At 42.9% G+C, this 21,036-nt stretch carries 22 protein-coding genes, 1 other RNA gene and 1 pseudogene; 5 read left to right on the forward strand and 19 right to left on the reverse strand.

All coding sequences use genetic code 11. The features are described 5' to 3' along the window. The first annotated feature begins 7 nt into the window (after window positions 1–7). Window positions 8–730, forward strand: a complete 723-nt coding sequence (gene mtgA / locus PR808_RS10285; RefSeq protein WP_206083569.1) for a monofunctional biosynthetic peptidoglycan transglycosylase — start codon at window positions 8–10, stop codon at window positions 728–730. Window positions 731–793: 63 nt separating this feature from the next. Here mtgA and dolP read toward each other — a convergent pair whose 3' ends face one another. The 4 genes from dolP to PR808_RS10305 form a co-directional block, all read right to left on the reverse strand. After that, entirely contained in the window at window positions 794–1,369 is a 576-nt protein-coding gene (dolP, locus tag PR808_RS10290) for a division/outer membrane stress-associated lipid-binding lipoprotein (RefSeq protein ID WP_272539231.1), read from the reverse strand. A 9-nt stretch (window positions 1,370–1,378) separates the two neighbouring features. After that, the gene (gene diaA / locus PR808_RS10295) at window positions 1,379–1,969 is read right to left on the reverse strand and encodes a DnaA initiator-associating protein DiaA (protein ID WP_004925390.1); all 591 of its coding nucleotides are present in this window, start codon (window positions 1,967–1,969) and stop codon (window positions 1,379–1,381) included. Between the two features lie 221 nt (window positions 1,970–2,190). Next, entirely contained in the window at window positions 2,191–2,565 is a 375-nt protein-coding gene (locus PR808_RS10300; protein ID WP_206083571.1) for a YraN family protein, read from the reverse strand. A gap of 207 nt (window positions 2,566–2,772) precedes the next feature. Further along, window positions 2,773–4,449, reverse strand: coding sequence for a penicillin-binding protein activator (locus PR808_RS10305; RefSeq protein ID WP_206083572.1), 1,677 nt, complete (start codon window positions 4,447–4,449; stop codon window positions 2,773–2,775). Window positions 4,450–4,510: 61 nt separating this feature from the next. Here PR808_RS10305 and rsmI point away from each other — a divergent pair, with 61 nt between their 5' ends. The 3 genes from rsmI (at window position 4,511) to PR808_RS10320 (ending at window position 7,369) form a co-directional block, all read left to right on the forward strand. Then, on the forward strand, window positions 4,511–5,383 hold the full coding sequence (gene rsmI / locus PR808_RS10310; protein WP_206083573.1) for a 16S rRNA (cytidine(1402)-2'-O)-methyltransferase: 873 nt from the start codon (window positions 4,511–4,513) through the stop codon (window positions 5,381–5,383). Window positions 5,384–5,476: 93 nt separating this feature from the next. After that, an RNA gene (gene rnpB / locus PR808_RS10315) (RNase P RNA component class A) lies at window positions 5,477–5,850 on the forward strand. Window positions 5,851–6,292: 442 nt separating this feature from the next. Continuing rightward, window positions 6,293–7,369: a 4Fe-4S binding protein gene (locus PR808_RS10320; RefSeq protein WP_272539232.1), complete on the forward strand. Its 1,077-nt coding sequence runs from the start codon at window positions 6,293–6,295 to the stop codon at window positions 7,367–7,369. A 134-nt stretch (window positions 7,370–7,503) separates the two neighbouring features. Here the strand turns inward: PR808_RS10320 and dagF are convergent, their stop codons facing one another. The 10 genes and pseudogenes from dagF to PR808_RS10375 all read right to left on the reverse strand — a co-directional run bounded on the left by dagF (window position 7,504) and on the right by PR808_RS10375 (window position 16,670). Continuing rightward, window positions 7,504–8,244, reverse strand: coding sequence for a 2-dehydro-3-deoxy-phosphogluconate aldolase (dagF, locus tag PR808_RS10325; RefSeq protein ID WP_272539233.1), 741 nt, complete (start codon window positions 8,242–8,244; stop codon window positions 7,504–7,506). Window position 8,245: 1 nt separating this feature from the next. Then, complete coding sequence (locus PR808_RS10330) at window positions 8,246–9,358, reverse strand: DgaE family pyridoxal phosphate-dependent ammonia lyase (RefSeq protein WP_206083576.1); 1,113 nt, start codon at window positions 9,356–9,358, stop codon at window positions 8,246–8,248. Then, window positions 9,342–10,481 carry an amidohydrolase/deacetylase family metallohydrolase gene (locus PR808_RS10335; RefSeq protein ID WP_206083577.1) on the reverse strand — a complete coding sequence of 380 codons (1,140 nt, stop codon included), beginning with the start codon at window positions 10,479–10,481 and terminating at the stop codon, window positions 9,342–9,344. Before PR808_RS10335 ends, PR808_RS10330 begins: the two co-directional genes overlap by 17 nt. A 348-nt stretch (window positions 10,482–10,829) precedes the next feature. Continuing rightward, window positions 10,830–11,480 carry a DUF4310 family protein gene (locus PR808_RS10340; protein ID WP_206083578.1) on the reverse strand — a complete coding sequence of 217 codons (651 nt, stop codon included), beginning with the start codon at window positions 11,478–11,480 and terminating at the stop codon, window positions 10,830–10,832. Between the two features lie 2 nt (window positions 11,481–11,482). Further along, window positions 11,483–12,274 (reverse strand): DUF4311 domain-containing protein, encoded by a 792-nt coding sequence (locus tag PR808_RS10345; RefSeq protein ID WP_206083579.1) that lies wholly within the window; start codon window positions 12,272–12,274, stop codon window positions 11,483–11,485. Window positions 12,275–12,300: 26 nt separating this feature from the next. Next, window positions 12,301–12,597 carry a DUF4312 family protein gene (locus PR808_RS10350; RefSeq protein WP_047756106.1) on the reverse strand — a complete coding sequence of 99 codons (297 nt, stop codon included), beginning with the start codon at window positions 12,595–12,597 and terminating at the stop codon, window positions 12,301–12,303. Beyond that, window positions 12,597–12,962, reverse strand: coding sequence for an SFCGS family glycine-rich protein (locus PR808_RS10355; protein WP_206083580.1), 366 nt, complete (start codon window positions 12,960–12,962; stop codon window positions 12,597–12,599). Before PR808_RS10355 ends, PR808_RS10350 begins: the two co-directional genes overlap by 1 nt. Before the next feature lie 31 nt (window positions 12,963–12,993). Beyond that, a complete protein-coding gene (locus PR808_RS10360; RefSeq protein WP_272539234.1) occupies window positions 12,994–13,332 on the reverse strand; it encodes a transcriptional antiterminator in 339 nt (112 codons plus the stop codon). Between the two features lie 483 nt (window positions 13,333–13,815). Continuing rightward, window positions 13,816–15,765, reverse strand: a pseudogene (locus tag PR808_RS10365) (BglG family transcription antiterminator); the annotation flags it as partial. A gap of 197 nt (window positions 15,766–15,962) precedes the next feature. Next, window positions 15,963–16,670 (reverse strand): pirin family protein, encoded by a 708-nt coding sequence (locus PR808_RS10375; RefSeq protein WP_272539235.1) that lies wholly within the window; start codon window positions 16,668–16,670, stop codon window positions 15,963–15,965. A gap of 121 nt (window positions 16,671–16,791) precedes the next feature. On the opposite strand from PR808_RS10375, the gene PR808_RS10380 reads away from it, so the two are divergent. Continuing rightward, window positions 16,792–17,685, forward strand: coding sequence for a LysR family transcriptional regulator (locus tag PR808_RS10380; RefSeq protein WP_206083584.1), 894 nt, complete (start codon window positions 16,792–16,794; stop codon window positions 17,683–17,685). A 326-nt stretch (window positions 17,686–18,011) separates the two neighbouring features. On the opposite strand, the gene PR808_RS10385 is transcribed toward PR808_RS10380, so the two are convergent. From PR808_RS10385 to PR808_RS10405, 5 genes are all read right to left on the reverse strand, one after another. After that, a complete protein-coding gene (locus PR808_RS10385) occupies window positions 18,012–18,407 on the reverse strand; it encodes a DoxX family protein (RefSeq protein ID WP_206083585.1) in 396 nt (131 codons plus the stop codon). Window positions 18,408–18,665: 258 nt separating this feature from the next. Then, window positions 18,666–18,968 carry a YqjK-like family protein gene (locus PR808_RS10390; protein ID WP_272539236.1) on the reverse strand — a complete coding sequence of 101 codons (303 nt, stop codon included), beginning with the start codon at window positions 18,966–18,968 and terminating at the stop codon, window positions 18,666–18,668. Further along, window positions 18,952–19,359 carry a phage holin family protein gene (locus PR808_RS10395; RefSeq protein ID WP_206083587.1) on the reverse strand — a complete coding sequence of 136 codons (408 nt, stop codon included), beginning with the start codon at window positions 19,357–19,359 and terminating at the stop codon, window positions 18,952–18,954. The genes PR808_RS10390 and PR808_RS10395 overlap by 17 nt, the downstream gene beginning before the upstream one ends. Before the next feature lie 6 nt (window positions 19,360–19,365). Continuing rightward, the gene (locus PR808_RS10400; RefSeq protein ID WP_206083588.1) at window positions 19,366–19,671 is read right to left on the reverse strand and encodes a DUF883 family protein; all 306 of its coding nucleotides are present in this window, start codon (window positions 19,669–19,671) and stop codon (window positions 19,366–19,368) included. Window positions 19,672–19,911: 240 nt separating this feature from the next. Continuing rightward, window positions 19,912–20,580 carry a DedA family protein gene (locus tag PR808_RS10405; protein WP_206083589.1) on the reverse strand — a complete coding sequence of 223 codons (669 nt, stop codon included), beginning with the start codon at window positions 20,578–20,580 and terminating at the stop codon, window positions 19,912–19,914. Between the last annotated feature and the right edge of the window lie 456 nt (window positions 20,581–21,036).

Raw genomic sequence — 21,036 nt, forward strand, 5'->3', positions numbered from 1 at the left:
TATTTGAATGCTAACTATTGTTTCTCGATTATGGCGCGGGTTAAAGAAGATCACAATTTCATTACTTCTGGTGTGGTTTTGTACTGTCATTGTCTTTAAATATGTGCCCGTGCCATTCTCAGCGGTTATGTTTGAACGCCAAATTAGCGCATGGTTAAACTTAAATTTTTCTTATGTATCTAGCTCTACTTGGGTCAGTGAAAAACAGATCTCTCCGTATATTTATTTAGCGGTTATCGCATCTGAAGATCAAAATTTTCCACATCATTGGGGTTTTGATCTTGATGCAATAGAACGTGCTTATAAACATAATGTGAACAATAAACAATCAATTAGAGGTGCCTCAACAATATCCCAGCAGACCGTTAAAAACTTATGGTTATGGGATGGTAGAAGCTGGGTTAGAAAAGGCCTAGAAACAGTGATGACACCAATAATGGAGCTTATGTGGTCTAAGCAGAGAATACTGACCATTTATCTTAATATTGCTGAGTTTGGTGATGGGGTTTTTGGTGTTGAAGAAGCCTCAAATAAATTCTTTAATAAGCCTGCTAGTCAGCTTTCTATGAGTGAGGCTGCACTTTTAGCAGCGGTTCTTCCTAATCCACACCGATATAGTGCGAAATCACCATCTTCTTATGTGTTGAGACGGCAGGCGTGGATATTGAACCAAATGCACCTTTTGGGCGGTAAGAATTTTCTGAAAGTAAATGATATTTTGTCTGAATAAGAAAAAAGCCATAGTTTTTCACTAATGGCTCTTATTCTTATTCGGATATATTATTGTTTATGATTAATTGAGATAAGTGAAAGCCGTCGTCACTCGACGAACACCATCAGTTTCACTGGCGATTTTAGCTGCAGCATCACCCTCTTGCCTTGTTAATACGCCAAGTAAAAAAATCTCACCATTCTCAGTAATCACTTTTACACTACCCGATTTAACGCTGTCACTCGCTAAGATTTTTGATTTAACTTTAGTGGTTAACCAAGTATCTTTGGAAGCAGTACCTAAATCGACAGGTTCACCGTTACGCACTTCATTATAAACGGATACGGTGCCATCAACATTCGAGGCGATTTGTTTGGCGCGTTCAGCCCATGACATGTCAGGACTTTGCCCAGTTAATAGCACATTACCTTTATATGCAGTGGCAATAATTCGTGCCTTACCCGTAATTTCTTTATCTTTATTGAGCTGCCCGCTCACTCGAGCTTCTAATGTGCCATCATCAACTTGCTGGCCAACGGTCCGTGGGTCAGAAGCACTTTTCGTGGCAACAGCGGCAGAGCCAACAACTGCAGCACCAATACAGCCTTGTAAAAGAATCGTACTGATTACTATGGCAAAAATGGGTATTAATCGCATTTTGTCTCCTTAATCATCCTGATGAGGGAAAAGGGTATTATCTATAAGATCACATAGACAATTTACAGTAAGAAGATGAACTTCTTGAATTCGAACACTGCGCTGAGAAGGAATACGAATTTCAACATCTTGTGGGCCAAGCAGGCCAGCAAGCTCTCCTCCATCGTAGCCAGTAAGAGCGACAATGGTCATATCCCGTGTAACAGCGGCTTCAACAGCTTTAATAATATCGCTACTATTACCATGGGTGGAAATTGCCATTAAAACATCACCATGCTGGCCTAATGCTCTCACTTGTTTCGCATAAATTTCAGTAGGTTGCTTGCTACCTGAAATTGCGGTAAGTACCGCATTATCGGTATTCAGTGCAAGAGCAGGAAGACTAGGGCGCTCAGTTTCAAATCGGTGGATCATACTCGCAGCAAAACGTTGTGCAGTAGCAGCAGATGCGCCATTGCCACAACATAAAATTTTGTTGCCATTAAGCAAAGACTGAACCATCATCATAGCGGCTCTAGAAATCGCATCGGGCAGCGCCTCAGCGGCTGCAATTTGAGTTTGAATACTTTCGGTAAAACAAACTTTTATTCTATCTAGCACTGGTTTTTTCCTGTAAAAATTTACACGTCATTCTTCGCGCTGTCGCTGTGTTGACTGCAATCGCTAACCCTAATCACATACTTTTGTATGCTCATAGGGATTAGCTCACTTGTCGCCTTACGACAACACGAATTATTTAGGGTAAACCCGTCATGTTTGCGCTGTCGCTGTGTTGACCGAAATCGCTAATGATAAAGAATATAATAGCTTATTGACGAATATTAGCCTTCATCATTAAAGGCATTTTGTATCCATTCGAATTGATTACCTGTAATAGCACAAATATCAAATCGACAGGCACTGGTTTCGAAACTCTCTTGTCGCTGTGCAAGCCAAATTTTGGCTGCGGCTAATAACTTTCTACGTTTATGCCAGTTTACTGATAAAAGCGCATCACCGTAATCACAATTTTTGCGAAATCGAACCTCAATAAATATCCAACCTGTTTTATCACGCATGATGAGGTCAATTTCCCCTCCTCGATTTCTCGCATTGCGTTCAATAAAGGTTAGTCCCTGTTTTTTCAAAAATGCGAGAGCTTGATTTTCGTAATATCGGCCTGTTAACCATCTTAAGGGTTTTTGAATTGCTTTCATGACGTCCTTGTCTGAAAAAAGCCATCATCCTGATGGCTGAGGTTGTTGACAAAGCAGGATAAAAGCGTGGTTTTTCCTACTTTGTGTTATCAGCCGAAAATCAATAAATTGATTTTCCTAATTTATTTTCAAAACCTATCCAACCTGCAGTCAAACCTAATCGGTTTGTCAGCAGTTTGAGCCATCATCCTGATGGCTCATCTTTTTTTATTGCGCAGGGACAACTTGCCCTTGTTTAAACTGTAACCATGGCAGTTCTCGGAATACCACGCAGTTAGCTTGTGTACTTAGTGTTCCTGATGCACCATTGATTCTCACTTGTCCTGCTTGTTGCAGTTTGTCATAGCTATTCGCTAATGACCATGCATCAATACCCATTGCATACAGGCGGAATAACGAATAGTCATTATTCAGTTTTTGTTGCGCCTGTTTGCGTAGGTTATTATTTGCTCCCGCAAGCAGTGGGATTTCGCTAAATTTTACGCCGTCCATTTCAAAACGGTAGTCTGCACCTGAACCTGCTTGGTTGCTACGAGAACTAGTATAAAGTGCAGGGCGAGAGCGAGAACTGATCGCCATTTCAATCATCGGTTTAATCAGTGTGAGTTCATCACGAGTTGCAACGATATAAACAGAGTCAATTGCATCACTTGTTTCGCCTAGCGGGTTACCTGTGTTAACCAGCGTTCCCGTCATTCGAATTCCTGCACCACGGTTAATGGATTCTTTTAAAGAAGGCACTGAACCGAAGGTTTGCATTAATACCGTACCGCCACCTTTTGATTGCCACCCTTGAGCGAAGGCTTTGGCGATTCTATCTCCAAATGCATTAGCAGGTACTAAAACCAAAGGCATTTGCTTGCCTTGTGCTCGCATATACGCAGCAGCATTTTGCGCTTCATCCTCAGGAGAAAGCGAAAAGTAGCAAAGATTTGGACGTGGCTGTAATTGGTTAGCATCCAACTCATTCAAGGCTAATACGCTAACAGGTGCACCCATTTGTGCGATAGTTTGAACATCATTTTTCAATAGCGGGCCAACAACGAGGTTGAAACCTTCGTTTTTCGCTTGTTCCAGTAATTGGGGCATTTGCTTGCCTGTGGTATCAAACACTTTGATTGTTTGTGTATTCACAGGTGTAGCATCAATTTGTAGGCTAGAGGAGACGATGTCTGTATCTGTGGGGACGTCGCCTGCGGTATTCGCAACTTCTGCATAAATTTGGTCTAGCACATCGTTGCCGCTACTCGGCTGCGGGGCTGTTCTTGCTGGCGTTGCTGAACCTTGAGGAATGCCTTTTTGTGCATCCATAAACCCTTGCATGATGGCCTGACCAAATACTTTGCCTTGGCCGCTCATTGGGAGAAATAATGCAATTTTGGGGCTATTACCGACGCGCGGTAACATTGCTTGAATTAGCTGAGTTGGGGCTAGCGCAGCACCAGGGTTGTTGGAGTAGCGCATTTTCCAGTCGTTAAAACCCGCGCGGAGGGCATCAGGGTCATCTTGGTTATTTTGATAAATATCGAGCAGATCAACCCAGCCTTGGAGAATATTTTCCTCTGCGCCAATTCCGTGAATCTGATCTGGTGTCAACTGTGTTAACATCTTCCATAATCCATCGATGTTAACTTGGCGCTCGGCAGCTGTCTTTAATAATGGTTCTTGGCTAATGTAGGCACGAAGTGCTTCCAGAGAGGGTTTGCCTTGAGCCGCATCAATGATAGCTTGGTAGCCGCTGGCATCGGACGTGCTTTGCTCAGGTGTTTTTTGGGTGGAAGGAAAATAATCTGAGACAATTTGGCACCCAGAGAGTGCAAATGTGGACAGCATTGCTGTGCAGATTAACCCTTTTTTCAAATGCAAAAAAATTGAAGGACGCATACTGTATCCAATGGTGTATTTTTCAATTGCTTAATTTTAAACCGGCTATTCGGATGAAACAATGAACCAACCTAATCAAGCTGTGGTTATGGCATCCACGCTGTATATCGTCCCAACACCGATTGGGAATATGGGCGACATCACGCAACGCGCGCTGGATGTTCTTAAACATGTTGACCTTATTGCGGCAGAGGACACTCGGCATTCAGGCATTTTATTACAAAATTTTGCGATAAATGCACGACTGTTTGCTCTGCATGATCATAATGAACAGCAAAAGGCAGATCAATTAATTAGCAAACTTCATCAAGGTGATAGTATCGCATTAGTCTCAGATGCAGGTACACCTTTAATTAATGATCCAGGTTATCATTTGGTCAATCGCTGTCGTGAAGCGGGTATTCGAGTGGTACCTTTACCTGGTGCTTGTGCGGCGATTACTGCACTATCAGCTGCGGGCTTACCATCAGACCGTTTTTGTTATGAGGGTTTTTTACCTGCGAAAACAAAAGGCCGGAAGGACGTTTTACAATCACTCGAACAAGAAACACGAACGCTAATTTTTTATGAATCAACCCATCGCTTACTAGACAGTTTAGCAGATATGGTGGAAGTCTGGGGACCAGATCGCCATGTTGTGTTAGCCCGTGAACTGACAAAAACGTGGGAGTCTATTGAGGGGCGTCCTGTGGGGGAGTTGTTAGCTTGGGTGCAAGAAGATGAAAACCGCCATCGAGGTGAGATGGTGTTGGTTGTAGAGGGTTATAAGAAACCTGAAGATGACTCAGCAATTTCACCTGATGTTATCCGCACTCTCAATTTATTGCAAAAAGAGCTCCCCCCGAAAAAAGCAGCAGCGATTACTGCCGAAATTTACGGTTTAAAGAAAAATATGCTGTATAAATTGATGTTAGATAATCAAGGTGATGAATAACTTTTAAGCAAATAGCGCTATCAAGGGCTTAAGTCGTCAATTGCCTGTTCGAAAGTCTGTACAAGCCGTAGCAAAGTGCCTATAATTCGCCGCGGAGTTGGCCAGACAACCGCTGCTTTATCGTAGTCCCTTCGGGAGACGGGTAGAGGGGAGGAAAGTCCGGGCTCCATAGGGCAGGGTGCCAGATAACGTCTGGGAGGCGCAAGCCTACGACTAGTGCAACAGAGAGCAAACCGCCGATGGCCTGTTTACAGGATCAGGTAAGGGTGAAAGGGTGCGGTAAGAGCGCACCGCGCGACTGGCAACAGTTCGTGGCACGGTAAACTCCACCCGGAGCAAGACCAAATAGGGGTTCATATGGTGCGGCCCGCATTGAACTCGGGTAGGTTGCTGGAGCCAGTGCGCAAGTGCTGGCCTAGATGAATGGTTGTCCACGACAGAACCCGGCTTATCGGCCAACTCCCATTTTTTCGTCATACTTCAAGCTGTGCCTGTGTTGGCGTCATTCGTCAACCCTAGTCACATACTGGTGTATGCTCCTAGGGATTTCCTCATTTTGCCGCCTTGGCACAACTCGAATTATTTAGAAAAAATCTGATTTTGTTATTTTTTCGTCATATTTCGCGTTGTACCTTTGTTGGCTGCATTCAGCCACACGGGTCACATACTTTTGTATGCTCCCCGCGTTGTCTTCATTTTGCCGCCTCAGTACAACACGAACTATTTAGAAAAAATCATAATCTTTTGATTTAATATAAAAACACTTTTCTTCTTTCTTTTCTGGTTTGTCTTCACCATTTGCTACATCAAATCATCAACGTCACAACCCTCTGATGTAAATCAATACGCTTTGTGAATATGTAAATACAATAGTGGTATTTATAATGCATGTTAAAGAGATATGTGGACATGATAGAAAAACCACGTGTAAGGTACCAACGTCGCCCTGGTACGGTGGGCGGTAAGCTTCCTTGGAATGACTGGCGAAATGCCTCAACATGGCGAAAAGTCGTCCAAATTATACTGCTGGCGATAAACCTTTATATCGGTATTACTTTCTATTACTGGGTACGTTACTACGAAACCGGAGGGGCGACAGTTCACCTTCCTCGCCCTGGGGGGATTGAAGGGTGGCTGCCGATTGCGGGGCTCATGAATTTAAAATATACCTTGGAAACGTGGAGTTTCCCGCCAATTCATGCGGCTTCAATGTTTCTGCTTGTTTCTTTTATAATGATTAGCTTACTACTCAAAAAAGCATTTTGTTCATGGATGTGCCCGATAGGGACTGTATCGGAATTTACGGGTAAAATAGGGCAAAAACTGTTTGGTTATCAAAAACAAATCAGTTTACCTAAATGGCTAGATATTCCCCTAAGAAGCTTAAAATACGTGTTATTAGGTTTTTTTCTCTATATTGCATTTTCCATGTCTGCACAGATGATCCAATACTTTATGATGTCGCCTTATGGGATCATTATTGATGTGAAAATGTTGGATTTCTTTCGCCATATTAGCGATTTTGCATTGATTAGTGTGGTAGTTTTGGTGGTGCTGAGTGTGTTTATTCGCAATGCTTGGTGCCGTTATCTCTGCCCTTATGGCGCGCTGTTGGGGCTATTCTCACTACTTTCTCCCGTTAAAATTCGCCGAAATGTGGAAAGTTGTATTGATTGTGGAAAATGTGCAAAAAATTGCCCATCACGTATTCCAGTGGATAAACTCATTCAGGTAAGAACGGCGGAGTGCACGGGGTGTATGACTTGTGTGGAATCCTGCCCAGTTGCGTCAACGCTGGATTTTTCACTGCAAATACCCACGCAAAAACGTCAATTTCCATTATCAGGGATTGTCATGATGGCTTTGACCTTGGCAATTTTATTTATCATGATTGGTATTGCTGCTTTCTTCGGGGTATGGGATAGCCCTGTGCCAGATAATTATTGGTTTCATATTATACCGAATGCGCGAAGCATAGGTCATTGATAGAGAATGAAAAAAAGCCCCACACAGACAAGATGAGTGGGGCATTTGTTGTTTTGGTCACTTTGTCACAATGACTCAGTTTGTAACGTTCGCTTATATTTATTTTCTGACTTCTTTTTACTGCTTTTAACGCATCAATTAACCGCTTGCTTAACCATCTGCAATAACTGACGCACATCTTCTGGGCGTGTATTGCCCGTATCTTTATCAATAATTGAACTATAAATATGAGGAATGATTTTCTTCACGCCTGCATCGAGGGCGATTTGCAAAATTTCGGCAAAATTGTCTAGGTCAATGCCGCCCGTCGGCTCTAAAGAAAAATCAAATTTGGCACAGGCTTGGGCGATAGCTTTATATTCTTCAATATAGGTTAACCCTTTCATATTAAAGAATTTAACAGAGTCAGCCCCCATGTCTTTTAGCATCATAATTGCGGTTTCGATAGGGACGATACCGTCAGGGGCTTGGGAGCTTAATGGGCCCGTGGAAATTTTCACCATGCCAGTAGTGCCCGTTGGGGAAATCAGCGCATTCACAAATGTCTCATTTTGGCCTAATAACGCACGGCTGATTGGCGCTCCTGTAAACACTTGGTTGACGTGCTGTGGCTGAATTTCTTTTGAAATCAAGGAGACCATTGTGGATTGATTCGGGTCACCTGCACCGAGACCCACAGATAATGCATTGTCCGTTTCTTTGGCATAAATGCGCATATCAGCGATAGCACTGTCTAAATCAGGGTAGTTTTTAGATAATACACCGACGACAACAAAGGTTTCTGCGGCGGCATAGATATCTTTGGCATTTTGGTGGCTGCCAGCCAATACATTTAAACAAACGCGGTCACGGTAAAAATTCGGTGACAATTTCATCTTAAATTCCTTCTACTAACAAGCGAATATTCTTTGAAATAACATCAAGTTGATCAGTACTGACGCTGCGGATATCCGCCTCGACTTTCCCTTCGTTGGCTTTATATTCACGGAAGTAAATCGCGGTATCGCCTTGTTTTAAGTCAGCCATAATTTGGTAGGTTGTTTTACCAATCACTTTTTCATCGAAGCTGATTTCGGTACGGGCGATGTCGCGCCCTGCGGCGTCCCAGACGACTTGGGCTGAAATGCCCTTTATGGCATTTAGATCACTGATAAACTTCGCCATTCGCGTGACCATTTCTGCGCCAGTTTCTTTTTGTGCAGTTAAGTACTGTTCGATGGCAAGGGTTAAGCCCAAAATGCCTTCCTTACCCACTTTCATGGCACGGCCAATACCTTGGTTTTGGCGTTTTACCCACTCAATATACTGTTTTTTACCAACGACTAAGCCACTGGTCGGCCCTTCAATGGCCTTTGCACCACTGTAAATCACAATATCGCCACCCGCTTGGTAATAAGCGGTTAACTCTTCTTCTGCTGCAGCATCAACAATCAATGGCAGCTGGTGGTCATGTGCCACTTTAGCCGCTTGCTCGACGGTTAACATACTTTTTTGCACGGTATGATGGGATTTGATATACAAAATTGCTGCCGTATTTGGGGTGATTTTTGCGGCTAATTGGGCTGCACTGCATTCGTTTGCAAAGCCCGCTTCAATGACTTTTCCGCCGCCTAAAGACACCATTGTGTCAACTGGCGCACCAAAGTTGACGTTATGGCCTTTCGGTAAAATAATTTCACGCGGAACAACTTTTTCCGATGAATGCAGGTTCAATAATAAGTCATCATCGTCTTGCACAATCACACCCGCAACGGCTTGGGCAATACCTGCTGAGGCGCAAGAGACCACAACAGCAGCTTCGACATTCAATAAATTGGCGATGTATTCACCTGTTTTATTGACTAAATCTTTAATTTCAAAGTAATTATTAAGTCCGTAAGCGACACGTTCAACAACTTCAGGCGTTGGTGTCGATACGCCTAGAATGGTCATGCGGCCAGACGCGTTGATAACGTGTTTTAACTGATATTTCTCATAAATCGATTGCATATTCGGATTCGCCTTGTGCATGAATAATATGTTTACCACCAACGATAGCGGCAATAGGAACAAAGCGGTGCGTACCTACGCGATGTTCGCCTTCTGCGTCAGTGAGTTCAGTTTGTTCTTCTTTCAGATCAAACAACGTAATGTCTGCATCGAAACCAGGTCTTAAATACCCTTTCGCAGGCAGCGATAAGAAATTAGCGGCTTTTTCTGTAACACAACGTAAAATTTGCTCTGCGCTAAAGCCCATGCACAGGAATTTAGTCATCACAAATGCAAGGCTGTAAACAGGGCCATTTACACGGTTGCGATGATAAATATCGGAGCTGATAATGTCAGGGTATGTACCAATACGCATGGCTTGTTCAGCGACTTTAAAGCTAAAACTTTCACCGCCATGGCCGACATCTAAAATCACACCACGTGCCAGAGCTCGAGCAATTGAGGGTTTAAGATAGCCATCGTCACCTAAAATTTTATTGGGTTTACCATTAAAGCAGTGTGTGATGATATCGCCACGCGTGAGCAAATCAGCGACTTCATCAATATCTGGTGGGTTATTACCGATATGCACCATCAATGGGAGATGGTGTTTTTTCTGCATCTCTTTGGCTTGAATCAGTGGTGCGATGCCATTTTCACCCACAACGCTTTTACTCATACGGGCTTTCATTCCCACGACAAAGCCTTGGTGGCGTTCGATAGCCTCTTGAAAACACACTTCGTTGATATTATTCATATCGGACAATTCATTTTGTGCAATGATGCCAATTCGTGAAATATTCAACAAGGAAAAGACGTTGGTTTTGGACTTTTTGGTTAATTGATAAAATTTATCAATATCGTCAGCGCCCACACTCCCCGCATCAACCAGTGAGGTAACGCCGCCCGCAGCGCCTGCTAAATCGGGGTCATCAAAGTAGATTGGTGATTCGGCAAAACAGTGTGCATGAGAATCAATCCATCCCGCGCTGACATACGTTTTCCCTTTCAAGTCAATCACTTTGTCAGCTTGTTGGTTGCAGGCTAACTCTGGGCCTGCTGCCTCGATTTTTCCGTCTTTAATCAGTATATCGATAATGGTGCCGTCGATACGTTTACCGTGTTTGATGATGAGTGTGTACATGTAGTTACCTTCTTCATACTCGTCATACTTCAAACCGCAGCGTTGTTGGCTGCTCTTCCGCTACCCTAGTCACATACTTTTGTATGCTCCTAGGGATATCGTCGTTTGCCACCTAGCTGCAATTTGAATTATTTAGAGTATGCTTAAATGTTTATTCTAAATGATACGAATCGCAGTTTTTCAAGGCCCTAACCACATGCAGATATATGCGCCTAGGGTTATCGTCATTTGCTGCCTAGCTGCAATTTGAATTATTTAGATCATGCTTAAAAGTGTGTTCTAAATGATGCAAACCGCAGTGTTTTTGCTGCCTAGTGACCCAGGGCATATGCCCTGGGATAATGCGTATTAAGCAACGATAGGGAAGAAATAACCGAATAACATCGCGCCTAAAATTGCCCCGCCAGCAACGGGTTTTTGCCATACATAGAAAATTAGAGCGCCAATCAGTGAACCGATCCCGATTGGAATGGATGCCGCCATTGCCGCTAAGATAATCAGTGGGCCTAAGAATCGGCCTGAAGTATTACCTGCACCCATCATGACGTCAGCGCCAAAGGTTGAGTTGGCTTGAGCAATAGTGAATTTACGTGCAAAAACAATCAGTAAACCGATTAATACGCCAAGGAATAAGCCTGTCAGTAACGAAATCCAAAAGTTAGTGACTAAAATATCCCAGCCAGCCGCGAGGAACAGAGCGGGGACACCAAGGCCAATCCCTGTTTGCAATGCGCCACCGATATCCAAAATCCCTACCAGTGAACCTTCGATAATTCGAGCGAATAAGAAACTCGCACCGAATGCCGCTACTGCACCGTAAACCCCAGTGTCGAGCCCTGCGCGTAACATGGCGACAAAAGCCACTTCGTTAAATGCGCCGAACCCGTAAACCACGTACATATGGGTACCTGCGAAGATCCCTGCTGATAGCAGCCCAACAAAGATGGGGAATGACCACTCGGCGTACCAAAAATCGTCTTTATTAATTTCAGTTGTCATGATTATTTCCCGCTCAGCAGTCCGTGGACGTATTCAAGCCACAGTGGTTTGTCTAGGTTGAAAGAGGTGATCATTTTCAGGTCAAACTCACGGAAGAAGCCACTCAGAACGAACAATAGAACGACTGTTATCATCATTGTGCGTGTGATGCGGTTCCAGCCGTTATCATCAACGCCTTTACCTATCAAGATACCTAATACTAAACCAGGGATAGCATTACCCATGATTAGCTGAGCACAACCACCGAACAGCGTTGCCCAGAAACCAGAACGGCGGCCTGCATCCATCGCTGCTAACCAGAAAATCACTGGCATCACCGTATTCACCAGCAGGTTTGCTGCAGGAACGAGAACGTTAATTGCCGTGGTTTGCAGTGCTGCAGGAACAGCGGATGCGGTGGTATTTAAGAAGGCCACCACAAATGCCCCGATGATGGCACAGGCAATGGCCATTTTTTTCGGGTTATGTAGGGTTTCTGCTACATTACGGTTTTTAGTTAAAAGTGCCGCAGCCCCCCAGTTTGGGATGATACGGTGGTCAACGTCTTGCGTGAATGCACCCGCAGCAACGGACGATGCCCATGCGTTAAAGAAGAACCCTAAGCCGAAAGAGAAGTGAGATGCAGGGTCGCCTTCACATGCGTTAAGTTCGCCCAATGTACGAAATGCCCCCATCCCTTGCACGGTCGGTGCGTGGAACATACGTGCCGCGCCTGCGCCTAAACCGAAGCCGCAGAGCCCACCGATAATGAGGGACATGCCCAATATTTCTAAAAAAGATGCAGTTTCACTCATGGAATTAACTCCAGACCTGATTGCTATTATTGTTCTGTAAATGGTATTTCGTTGACAGAAAGTAAGGTGACATCCAGCGAAACGTCGAGTACAACACGGAAATGTTCACGTTTGCGTGGCAAAAAGATGAAAAGAAATTTTTCTGTCCGCGAGTGCGAGTGAGCACTAACAACCTCAACATCCTTTGGTTCTATCCGCAGGATGATGTCTGTGCTGTTTTTCAGTACGGTTTTTTGAATCGAATTTAAGGCGTCCGCAATGGCTTTTTGCTTGGTGTCGCCTTGCCCTGTCACCCGTACTGTCGTTTCGATCGATTTTTTCATTAAGCGTTGCCGTATTTTTTATTAAATGCTTTAACTAAGCGCTCGCCTAACTCTTCCTTGTCCATAAAACCGAAACCTAATACATTGCAACCCTCTGCAATGGCGGTTTCTCCCTCTTCAATAGAGCGCATCCCATAACGAGCTTTATAGCCATATTTGGTTTGAGCGGTGATAGCGCCTGCGCCGCCACTGCCACAAAATGAAATCCCAAGGTCGGCTTGCTCTGCGTTCATGACATCACCGAGTTTCATATCTGCTGCCACACCTGGGACAACAATCGCTTTTCCGCCAGCTGCTTCAACGCCTGCGGCAACTTTTTGCCCTTTACCTAAACGGTCTCCGATCACAATAACGATCTGTTTCATATAAATATTCTCCAATCCTACAACTTAAAAATTAATCATTTGAACGAACGACTTCAAAGTGAACAGAAAGCAAATATGTCTCTTCTGGTGCTAAGCCAGGGAGCGTATCGACAACTCGCTGAGCTAATGAAATCGAATGTTGAGATATCTCATCGAATAGACTGATATCAACCTCAGGTAATGCTTCGCCAGTTTTCGCTCTCGCTACCATGGCACGTAGATGAGACTCCAACATTTGTTGTTGTACATCGGTGGTGTAGCAGTCCTCTTGCTTGAGCCAGTCAGTAATCACTGCCAGCAGTTTTTGTGTGACCTCATCAATATCAAGATCGTGCTCTAACATTTGAAAAACGACAACTGATTCACTCATAACTATTTAAAATCCAAAGTAATATTGCTAGTTAGACTACTCTGTTCCTTCATGTCTTATACATTAGACGCTTATTGGCACTTTTTGCAGGCAGTGAATTTCCACTTAGAAGTGGAAATAATTTGGAAATCAAACTAAGTAAAATTAGTTCATTATTTAGACTATTTGGAAGTTAAATGGAAAAATTGACATGTATCAATCATCAGTAAGCGACTAGACTGATGAGGGGATATAATTAATTTTAATAAAATCAAATGGATATGTTTTTTGTGGTATAACTGGAAATGGAGCATACAATTGGAAGGATAAGTGGAAATAGAAAATTAGAGTCGGTTACTTTTGGTGGTTATTGTTTCCACTTAGCCGTTTATGGGGTAAAACCTGCAAGTATGACGAGAAAAAGATTTCGTAGAGTTGTGGTTAGGATCACGTAAAAGACGGCAACTCCCACTTTTCCACCTGGAAGTGGAAGTTGCACGAGGGCTACAGCACCCTTGCCAAGCTGTCCTTGGCGATCACTTGGAATTCATTGAAGTTTTTTACACTAATAAGGCGGCGTGTGGTTTTTTCTTTCACAAAGGTGACGAATAAATCGTAAATCGCCATCGCTTCTTCATAATCTGCCTTACTGATGGCGAGTAGGAAAATAACATAGGCATTTTCTTTGGTTTCTTGATTCCATTCAATGCCTTTGGGTGCGACAACCGTTGCAACAACGGTCTTGTTTGCCAATAAACCTAATGAATGGGGCAGGGCGATACCTTCACCTAAAAGGGTGGAAACGATGGACTCACGCTCTTGCAAAGATGGGTAAAATTCAGGTGTGACGTAACCTTCTTGCTGTAATTTATGGCAAACTGTTTGAAATAACGCTTCTTGGCTGATTTTTTCGTTAATCACCATAAAAAATCGTTCGTCAAAAAAACGCTCGATAATGTAAGGACGCGTTTGATCCACCATCGCGAGTCGCCCAACTTGCTCTAATTGGTAAGGCGTTGGAAAGGGCGCGATTTTGATAACAGGTTTATTTTTTTCAGAAATTCTCACTGTCGTGATCACAAAATCTTCACTCACTTCACTCAGCGATTCATATTCTTGCAAGGTTAGCCCGCGGCTAAATTTCAATTGTGGAAATTCGCGCATAATTTTTGACTCAACCACACGGAACGTTGAGTTCCCCGCATCCGTAACAACGAGCACCTCGGTTTGGCGTATCGAGCCAGCACCATAGTTACGCTCAAGGCTCACACCAATATGAACTGCAAGGTAGCCTAGTTCGTCTTCACTGATGGGGTGAGGAAGTAATTGCTTACTCGCACTGGTTAACGCACTGAGCGTGACATCATAGGCGAACGGATAATACTGTTTAATATCAGATAAAAGCGGATTTGGTGTGGAAATATGGTACTGCAGGCGCGTGATCAGCGCGGCAAGATGCGTGTTGAGATCTTTTTTAAGCTTTTCATCGTTTCGTAAATCATAGTTATATAACTCGTTAATATAATTCAAGATATATTCTGAAAGCTCATTGTGGCTGCCACTTTTTTGTGTGGATGAGTCTTGGTGGCTAATGCGCTGGGCAATAATTTGGTCATGTAAATAGCTGAGTTCCGCATTAGAGAGGTCATTCCCCAGAAAGTAAATTAGCCCTTTTGATATTTCATCACTGGCTTTGCGGATCACTTCTTCCGCTTCATCATTTTTGACGGGAGTGGTGAGTTCATGGCCCCGAGTGATGCGTAAAATGGTCACGGCGCAGTTAAAAACGAGGTAGAGATGCCCCTCATTGCTAATACGAATATCAAAGCGATTCATACTGTTATGAAGCACTTTATCAATATAGGTTAAATCCAAATTATCCAAGCTATCTGGGCGGAATGTGGTTAAATCAGGCGTGATTTGCTCCGAATAACGGCGCCATAAGGTTTCTGTCATGCAAGCACGAATCGCCCATTCGCTGCCATTGAGGCGAATACCTTGATGTGGAATACTTTCCAGCGCAATTTGGTATTTTTGTAGCTGCTCCCTGACTGCACCCATATCTTGTTGCAGTGTACCGCGACTGACGAACCACTCTTCCGCAATGTCATCAAGCTTGACGGGAAGGGACAACATTAATAATTTCAATAATAACGCATCAATACGTTCTTTGCTGGTGCGAGGGATAACGCTGTCTTCTTCGCTACGTTGTGTAAAGGTGGCAAATAGGGTTTCATCTTCAACTTTTAAACGGTAACCACGCCCCCGTTCATACACGATATGTGCGTGATATTCTTCAATCAATTCATTGATTTCATTGATATCAGAACGGATTGTCCGCGTTGAAACGGAAAAACGCTTGGCAAGTTCATCTTGAGGAACAACCTCATTGAGAATTTGGGCAAAAATTTGATTGTGCCGTTGTTGAGTGAATAGCGCCACGAAAACACCTTTAAAATCAAAACGAAAAAAGCCATTGAGTAAAAAATAGTTAAATTTCTCACTCGCTAATGGCTGGACTCTATCACAGGCTTGTCAATATATAGGATATGTAAATGATTAAATTTGCGAAACGGTTCGCAAATTTTCCCTCATACTCGACTAAATATGAGGGATTCTGGATTAATGGTGACAGGAAGTTGCCAGTAAACTTAGTTTTGTTCACCTAGGTCAATCAATAAACCGCGAAAATCTTTATCAGCAGTAATTTCAAACTCGTCTTCATTTTGTAAAAAGACCCCATCATTACAATTCATGGTTAAAGTCTCACCGTGTTTATTGCGTAAAGTGGCGCCACCATGTATTGATTGCAAAAAGGCATTTTGGCCTTTTATAGATATCATGGATGATGACTTCGGCGCTAAGTGAATTTGGTTTATCCAAATTTGTTGACGTAACTGAATACTGTTTTTTTCGCCATCTGGCGATGCCACAAGGCAATTTTCATTTTCAGAAATCGTCACTTTCTGCAACGGTAATGACTCTTGCTGTGGACATGCATTTAACCAAAGTTGTAGGCGTGTTAATGGCGTCTGTGGGCAGATATTCTGCTCGCTGTAACTCAGGTCTGGGCGGGGTGAAAATCGTACGCAATCACCTTCGTTTGCATCAATGGTATTCCCTAAGCTATCACGGTATTGCGCATGCCCTTTTAGCACGATGTTTAATATATCGACATGGGGATACATTCTTGGCTGTAATGAGTTTTGCGGCGCTATAACCTCTTGGTTCAGTACTCTTAATGTTTTGAATCCCATAAAGTCTGGGTCAAAATAGTGGCCGAAAGAAAAAGCATAGCGAGCTTGTAGCCAACCATAGTCTGCTTTTCCGCAATGGTTAACGGGTCTTAATGTCATCATAATGGTTAACCCTCATCCAAATAATAAGTTAATAATCTATTGTTATAATAAATAGCTGGACGTTGAATTGTTAGCCAGTTAATCTGTTTCCCTTGTTCAAATTTCCTGAAAGAGATACATCATGAGTAAAGAGAGAGCATTAACGCTTGAATCATTAAGGGTGATGGATGCAATCGACCGACGTGGCAGTTTTGCAGCGGCAGCAGAGGAGTTAGGTCGAGTGCCATCCGCGCTAAGCTATACCATGCAAAAGTTAGAAGAAGAGCTCGATGTAATTTTGTTTGACCGTTCAGGACATAGAACTAAATTTACCAATGTCGGCAGAATGCTGCTGGATAGAGGCCGTATTTTACTCGAAGCGGCGGATAAGCTGACATCAGATGCTGAAGCACTTGCTAAAGGTTGGGAGACCCATTTAACAATTGTTTGTGAGGCATTGGTGCCAGCACAGTCGTTGTTCCCATTAGTGGAGCGTTTGGCTGAAAAGTCAGAAACGCAATTATCATTGATTACGGAAGTGCTGGCAGGCGCATGGGAGCGTCTTGAAAGTGGTAAGGCAGATATTGTGATTGCGCCCGATATGCACTTTCGTTCATCGTCAGAAATTAACTCGAAGCCGTTATATACCATTAACCATATTTATGTAGCGAGTCCAGATCATCCCATCCATCAAGAGCCAGAGCCACTTTCTGATGTAACGAGAGTGAAATACCGTGGGATTGCCGTTGCTGATACGGCTCGTGAACGTCCTGTGATCACCGTACAATTGTTGGATAAACAGCAGCGTTTGACGGTTTCTAGTATCGAAGATAAGCGTAATGCATTATTAGCTGGACTTGGTGTAGCGACAATGCCGTATCCGTTGGTGGAGCAAGATATTCGCGAAGGGCGCTTGAAAGTTGTCGGGGCGGAGTTTAGCCATGAGACGACAATTATTATGGCGTGGCGGAGGGATAGTATGGGGGAGGCGAAGTCGTGGTGTTTGCGTGAGATCCCTAAATTATTTAGGGTGTAAACTCGTCATATTTTGAGTCGTAGGGGTGTTGGCTTCATTGAGTCACCCGAGTCACATACTTATGTATGCTCACGGGATGACTCCATTTGCCGCCTACCTACAACTCCAAACTATTTAGAGTTTACGAGCCGCGTGATATTAGTGGTGATTCAACAAGAATAAATAAAGCTGCTCAGATTAATTTTCATTTACTGATAACGATGATTTAGTTTCTATTAACTTCAAAACAATTATTTTGAATAAAAAAACACCTCCCGAGGGAGGTGTAAGTTGGACAAACAAATGAAGACAAATCAGAAATCAATAAGGGTGATATGAAACGCGTATTACCATTTTTTGCCGAGTAAATGATCGATACTAAATTTACCTGGGCCTGTAACCGCTAACAGTAAGAAACCGCCCGCGATAGTAAAGTTCTTCATAAACATCAAGCTGTTTGGTGCCACACTAAAGTCGATGTGGAACAGCAATGCGGTTAATACAGTGAAACCTGCAGTGAACAAAGCAACGGTACGAGTTAAGAAACCAAACAGAACCGCTAATCCGCCGCCTAATTCTAATAAAATTGTTAAAGGTAATAAGAAGCTAGGAACACCCATGGCTTGCATATATTGTTGTGTGCCTGCATAAGCATCACCCAATTTTCCATATCCAGCGACAATAAACAGGATTGGCATCATGATACGGGCCAATAATATCGCACCACTTTCTAAATTTTTCATCGAGATTCTCCAGACTAATAAGTCATTAAATGTGAGTTAATTGCGATATATGTCGCTTTATAAAGTTATTTTTAGCACAAATTGGCTAGAAATCATTTGATGGGCTTATAGTAGCTATTTGCTCATTCAATAAAAAGCTAAGGTTATTAACAAAGATAGACAAAAAAATTGAATGAACTTATTGGAGAAATAAAAACTAGAAAGATATGTTATTTATCCTATTGAATAATAATGAATTATTCTCAGATGGAGGGGCGGTTATTTTTTGCTGGTTTGAATTGCGCTTTGAATTGAACGAACTAGGCCCCAAATAGTGATGGCTTTTCGACCTAATAATAGAATTTTTTGTGGTTTGCGAAGGGAGTAGACAGAGAGCAAGCCTGTGGCGGCAATGACTAAAGGGCGAAAGGTCATGATCGTTTGCCAAGCACGGTCATAAGGTGCGGTAGTGTGTAGCCAGTCAGAGGACGTTTCAGCCAACTCTTGGCGTTGGCGCTCAATTCTTCTAATTAAGCGCTGCTTTTTGGCTACCAGTAATTGCTGCTTATTTTTGTTCATCATCCTTTCTCGCTAACGCGTTGGCATCTTGAGCGAGTTGCTCCCGTGTTGCACCTAGTAAGGTTGATTGTTTTGCCTTTTTTAACGCCCAAATGGCAAAAATAATGGCAAGCAGGATTAATGCACCTGTTGTCATCGCCAGTGCTTGGTAACGGTAAATTGGGTCAACAGACCAAAAAATTAAGCCGAGTAAGCACATCAAACCAAATGCGGTGAAGAGTAGCGTTAAACCAACCAATAAAAGAAGTTGGATAAGGTTGAGCTTTTCTTCTTCTAGCTCAACGGCGATTAACTCTAGACGCGTTTGCACCATACCCACTGAAATATTGGCAATGCGCCGTAAAGTTTCAAGGACCCCTTTACCGGGGCCCTGGCGTTGCTGGTTTGGTTCCATAAGCAATTAACGTTTAGCGAGTAACACGCCAAGAACAACACCCACTGCTGCGCCAATACCGACGCCTGTCCATGGGTTTTCTTTTACGTAGTTATCTGCGCGCCCCGCAATTTCTTTGGTTTGCTCGGTGATCCTTTCAGTGGTTTGACCGAGTTTTGCGCGAGATGAGCACAGTGCTTCTTGTGCTTTTGATTTTAAGCTTTCGATCTCTTCTTTCGATTTTTCGCCGGTATCACTAAGCATCGCTTCCAGAGAATCGGCTAAAGCACGGAGCTCCGCACGTAGTTCGTCTGATGAATGATTCGATGACATATACAACCTCCTATCAATAGAAAAAGCGCATTCGTAGTATTAACAATAGCGATTTTTACACTAAGTGCAATCAAATATTCGGAATTGTTATGTGTAATAAACAAAAAATGACAAATAGAGTATTCTAAAAAATAGCTGTTTAATCAGTAGATTAATGAAGTTTTTTACAGAGAATAAGCAGAAAAGTAAAAATGAGTAAAAGTGAAAATGCGGGGAAGCAAAACGCCCCCGCAAATTGAATTAGTTTGCTTTTTTGCCTGACAGTTTTTTCTTTACAACGACAGCAATACTGCCGACTAAACCGATAACTAACAGACAAACAGGGATTAACATCAATACATTCATAATACGATGTTCATATTGCTGGAAAATCGGGCTTTTACCAAAACCATAACCTATAGCGGTTAAAATAAGCACCCACAATAAGCCACTCAACCAGTTAAACACTTGGAAGCGAGCATTTTTCAAGCCTGCTAAACCTGCAATGGTCGGCAGTAATGTTCTTACGAAGGCGAGAAAACGACCTATTAACAGAGCAGCAAGACCATGGCGGTGGAATAAGCCATGAGCCCGTTGGTGATAATGTTCAGGGAGATGTGCGAGCCAGCCTTTGACTATCTTTGTATTTCCTAGCCAGCGACCTTGTATATAACCTACCCAGCAACCTAAGCTTGCGCCTGCTGTTAAAATCACGATGGTTAGAGGGTAGCTCAAGGTGCCTTTCGCAATCAGAACACCCACTAAAATCAATAAGCTATCACCAGGCAAAAAGGCTGCGGGTAAAACCCCATTTTCAAGAAACAGGATAGCAAACAGCATAAGGTAGATAGCCCACATCAATGATGGGTTAGAGAGCGTGACATAATCTTGGTGCCAAAGGGCAAAAAAAAGTTCTTTAACTAATTCCATTAATGTTTCCTAAACGGCAATAACAGCAACAAACTTGTTGTTGGGCAGGGAGAAATGGATTAAGTGAATACCTGAGTGAAAGCGTTGTTTCCTCAGGCTGTTAGTGTAAAGCACGCCCACTTTAACAAAACAGAAAATAACTAAACAGCAAATTTTAAGCATATTTTTAGAATTCATTTAAGTTGAGCCGTATTTTTACAATTAATCATACCAATTGTAACAAGGGAAACTGGCTAGAAACGCACGTTAGTAGAGGTTTCTCGCTATAAAATGCAAAAATTTGAAGTTAATTTGTTTTTTAACACAAAAAAACATCGTTAAATCTAAGATAGCTAATTATTGCATTTTAAGATTATTTACCGTATATTTTGCGCATAGCAAAGGGGAGTAACTTCTTCTTGTCGGTTTATCGTCATTACGGTGTACACATTACACCCGGTAGCCGAGCACCACAGT

Origin of the sequence: Providencia sp. PROV197 (assembly GCF_028479625.1) — a bacterium.
Classification (GTDB): domain Bacteria; phylum Pseudomonadota; class Gammaproteobacteria; order Enterobacterales; family Enterobacteriaceae; genus Providencia; species Providencia vermicola.

Coding starts and splice junctions, on each gene's coding strand:
- mtgA (WP_206083569.1), top strand. CDS start 8: ATGCTAACTATTGTTTCTCGATTATGGCGCGGGTTAAAGAAGATCACA.
- dolP (WP_272539231.1), bottom strand. CDS start 1,369: ATGCGATTAATACCCATTTTTGCCATAGTAATCAGTACGATTCTTTTA.
- PR808_RS10300 (WP_206083571.1), bottom strand. CDS start 2,565: ATGAAAGCAATTCAAAAACCCTTAAGATGGTTAACAGGCCGATATTAC.
- PR808_RS10305 (WP_206083572.1), bottom strand. CDS start 4,449: ATGCGTCCTTCAATTTTTTTGCATTTGAAAAAAGGGTTAATCTGCACA.
- rsmI (WP_206083573.1), top strand. CDS start 4,511: ATGAACCAACCTAATCAAGCTGTGGTTATGGCATCCACGCTGTATATC.
- PR808_RS10320 (WP_272539232.1), top strand. CDS start 6,293: ATGATAGAAAAACCACGTGTAAGGTACCAACGTCGCCCTGGTACGGTG.
- dagF (WP_272539233.1), bottom strand. CDS start 8,244: ATGAAATTGTCACCGAATTTTTACCGTGACCGCGTTTGTTTAAATGTA.
- PR808_RS10330 (WP_206083576.1), bottom strand. CDS start 9,358: ATGCAATCGATTTATGAGAAATATCAGTTAAAACACGTTATCAACGCG.
- PR808_RS10335 (WP_206083577.1), bottom strand. CDS start 10,481: ATGTACACACTCATCATCAAACACGGTAAACGTATCGACGGCACCATT.
- PR808_RS10340 (WP_206083578.1), bottom strand. CDS start 11,480: ATGACAACTGAAATTAATAAAGACGATTTTTGGTACGCCGAGTGGTCA.
- PR808_RS10345 (WP_206083579.1), bottom strand. CDS start 12,274: ATGAGTGAAACTGCATCTTTTTTAGAAATATTGGGCATGTCCCTCATT.
- PR808_RS10350 (WP_047756106.1), bottom strand. CDS start 12,597: ATGAAAAAATCGATCGAAACGACAGTACGGGTGACAGGGCAAGGCGAC.
- PR808_RS10355 (WP_206083580.1), bottom strand. CDS start 12,962: ATGAAACAGATCGTTATTGTGATCGGAGACCGTTTAGGTAAAGGGCAA.
- PR808_RS10360 (WP_272539234.1), bottom strand. CDS start 13,332: ATGAGTGAATCAGTTGTCGTTTTTCAAATGTTAGAGCACGATCTTGAT.
- PR808_RS10375 (WP_272539235.1), bottom strand. CDS start 16,670: ATGATGACATTAAGACCCGTTAACCATTGCGGAAAAGCAGACTATGGT.
- PR808_RS10380 (WP_206083584.1), top strand. CDS start 16,792: ATGAGTAAAGAGAGAGCATTAACGCTTGAATCATTAAGGGTGATGGAT.
- PR808_RS10385 (WP_206083585.1), bottom strand. CDS start 18,407: ATGAAAAATTTAGAAAGTGGTGCGATATTATTGGCCCGTATCATGATG.
- PR808_RS10390 (WP_272539236.1), bottom strand. CDS start 18,968: ATGATGAACAAAAATAAGCAGCAATTACTGGTAGCCAAAAAGCAGCGC.
- PR808_RS10395 (WP_206083587.1), bottom strand. CDS start 19,359: ATGGAACCAAACCAGCAACGCCAGGGCCCCGGTAAAGGGGTCCTTGAA.
- PR808_RS10400 (WP_206083588.1), bottom strand. CDS start 19,671: ATGTCATCGAATCATTCATCAGACGAACTACGTGCGGAGCTCCGTGCT.
- PR808_RS10405 (WP_206083589.1), bottom strand. CDS start 20,580: ATGGAATTAGTTAAAGAACTTTTTTTTGCCCTTTGGCACCAAGATTAT.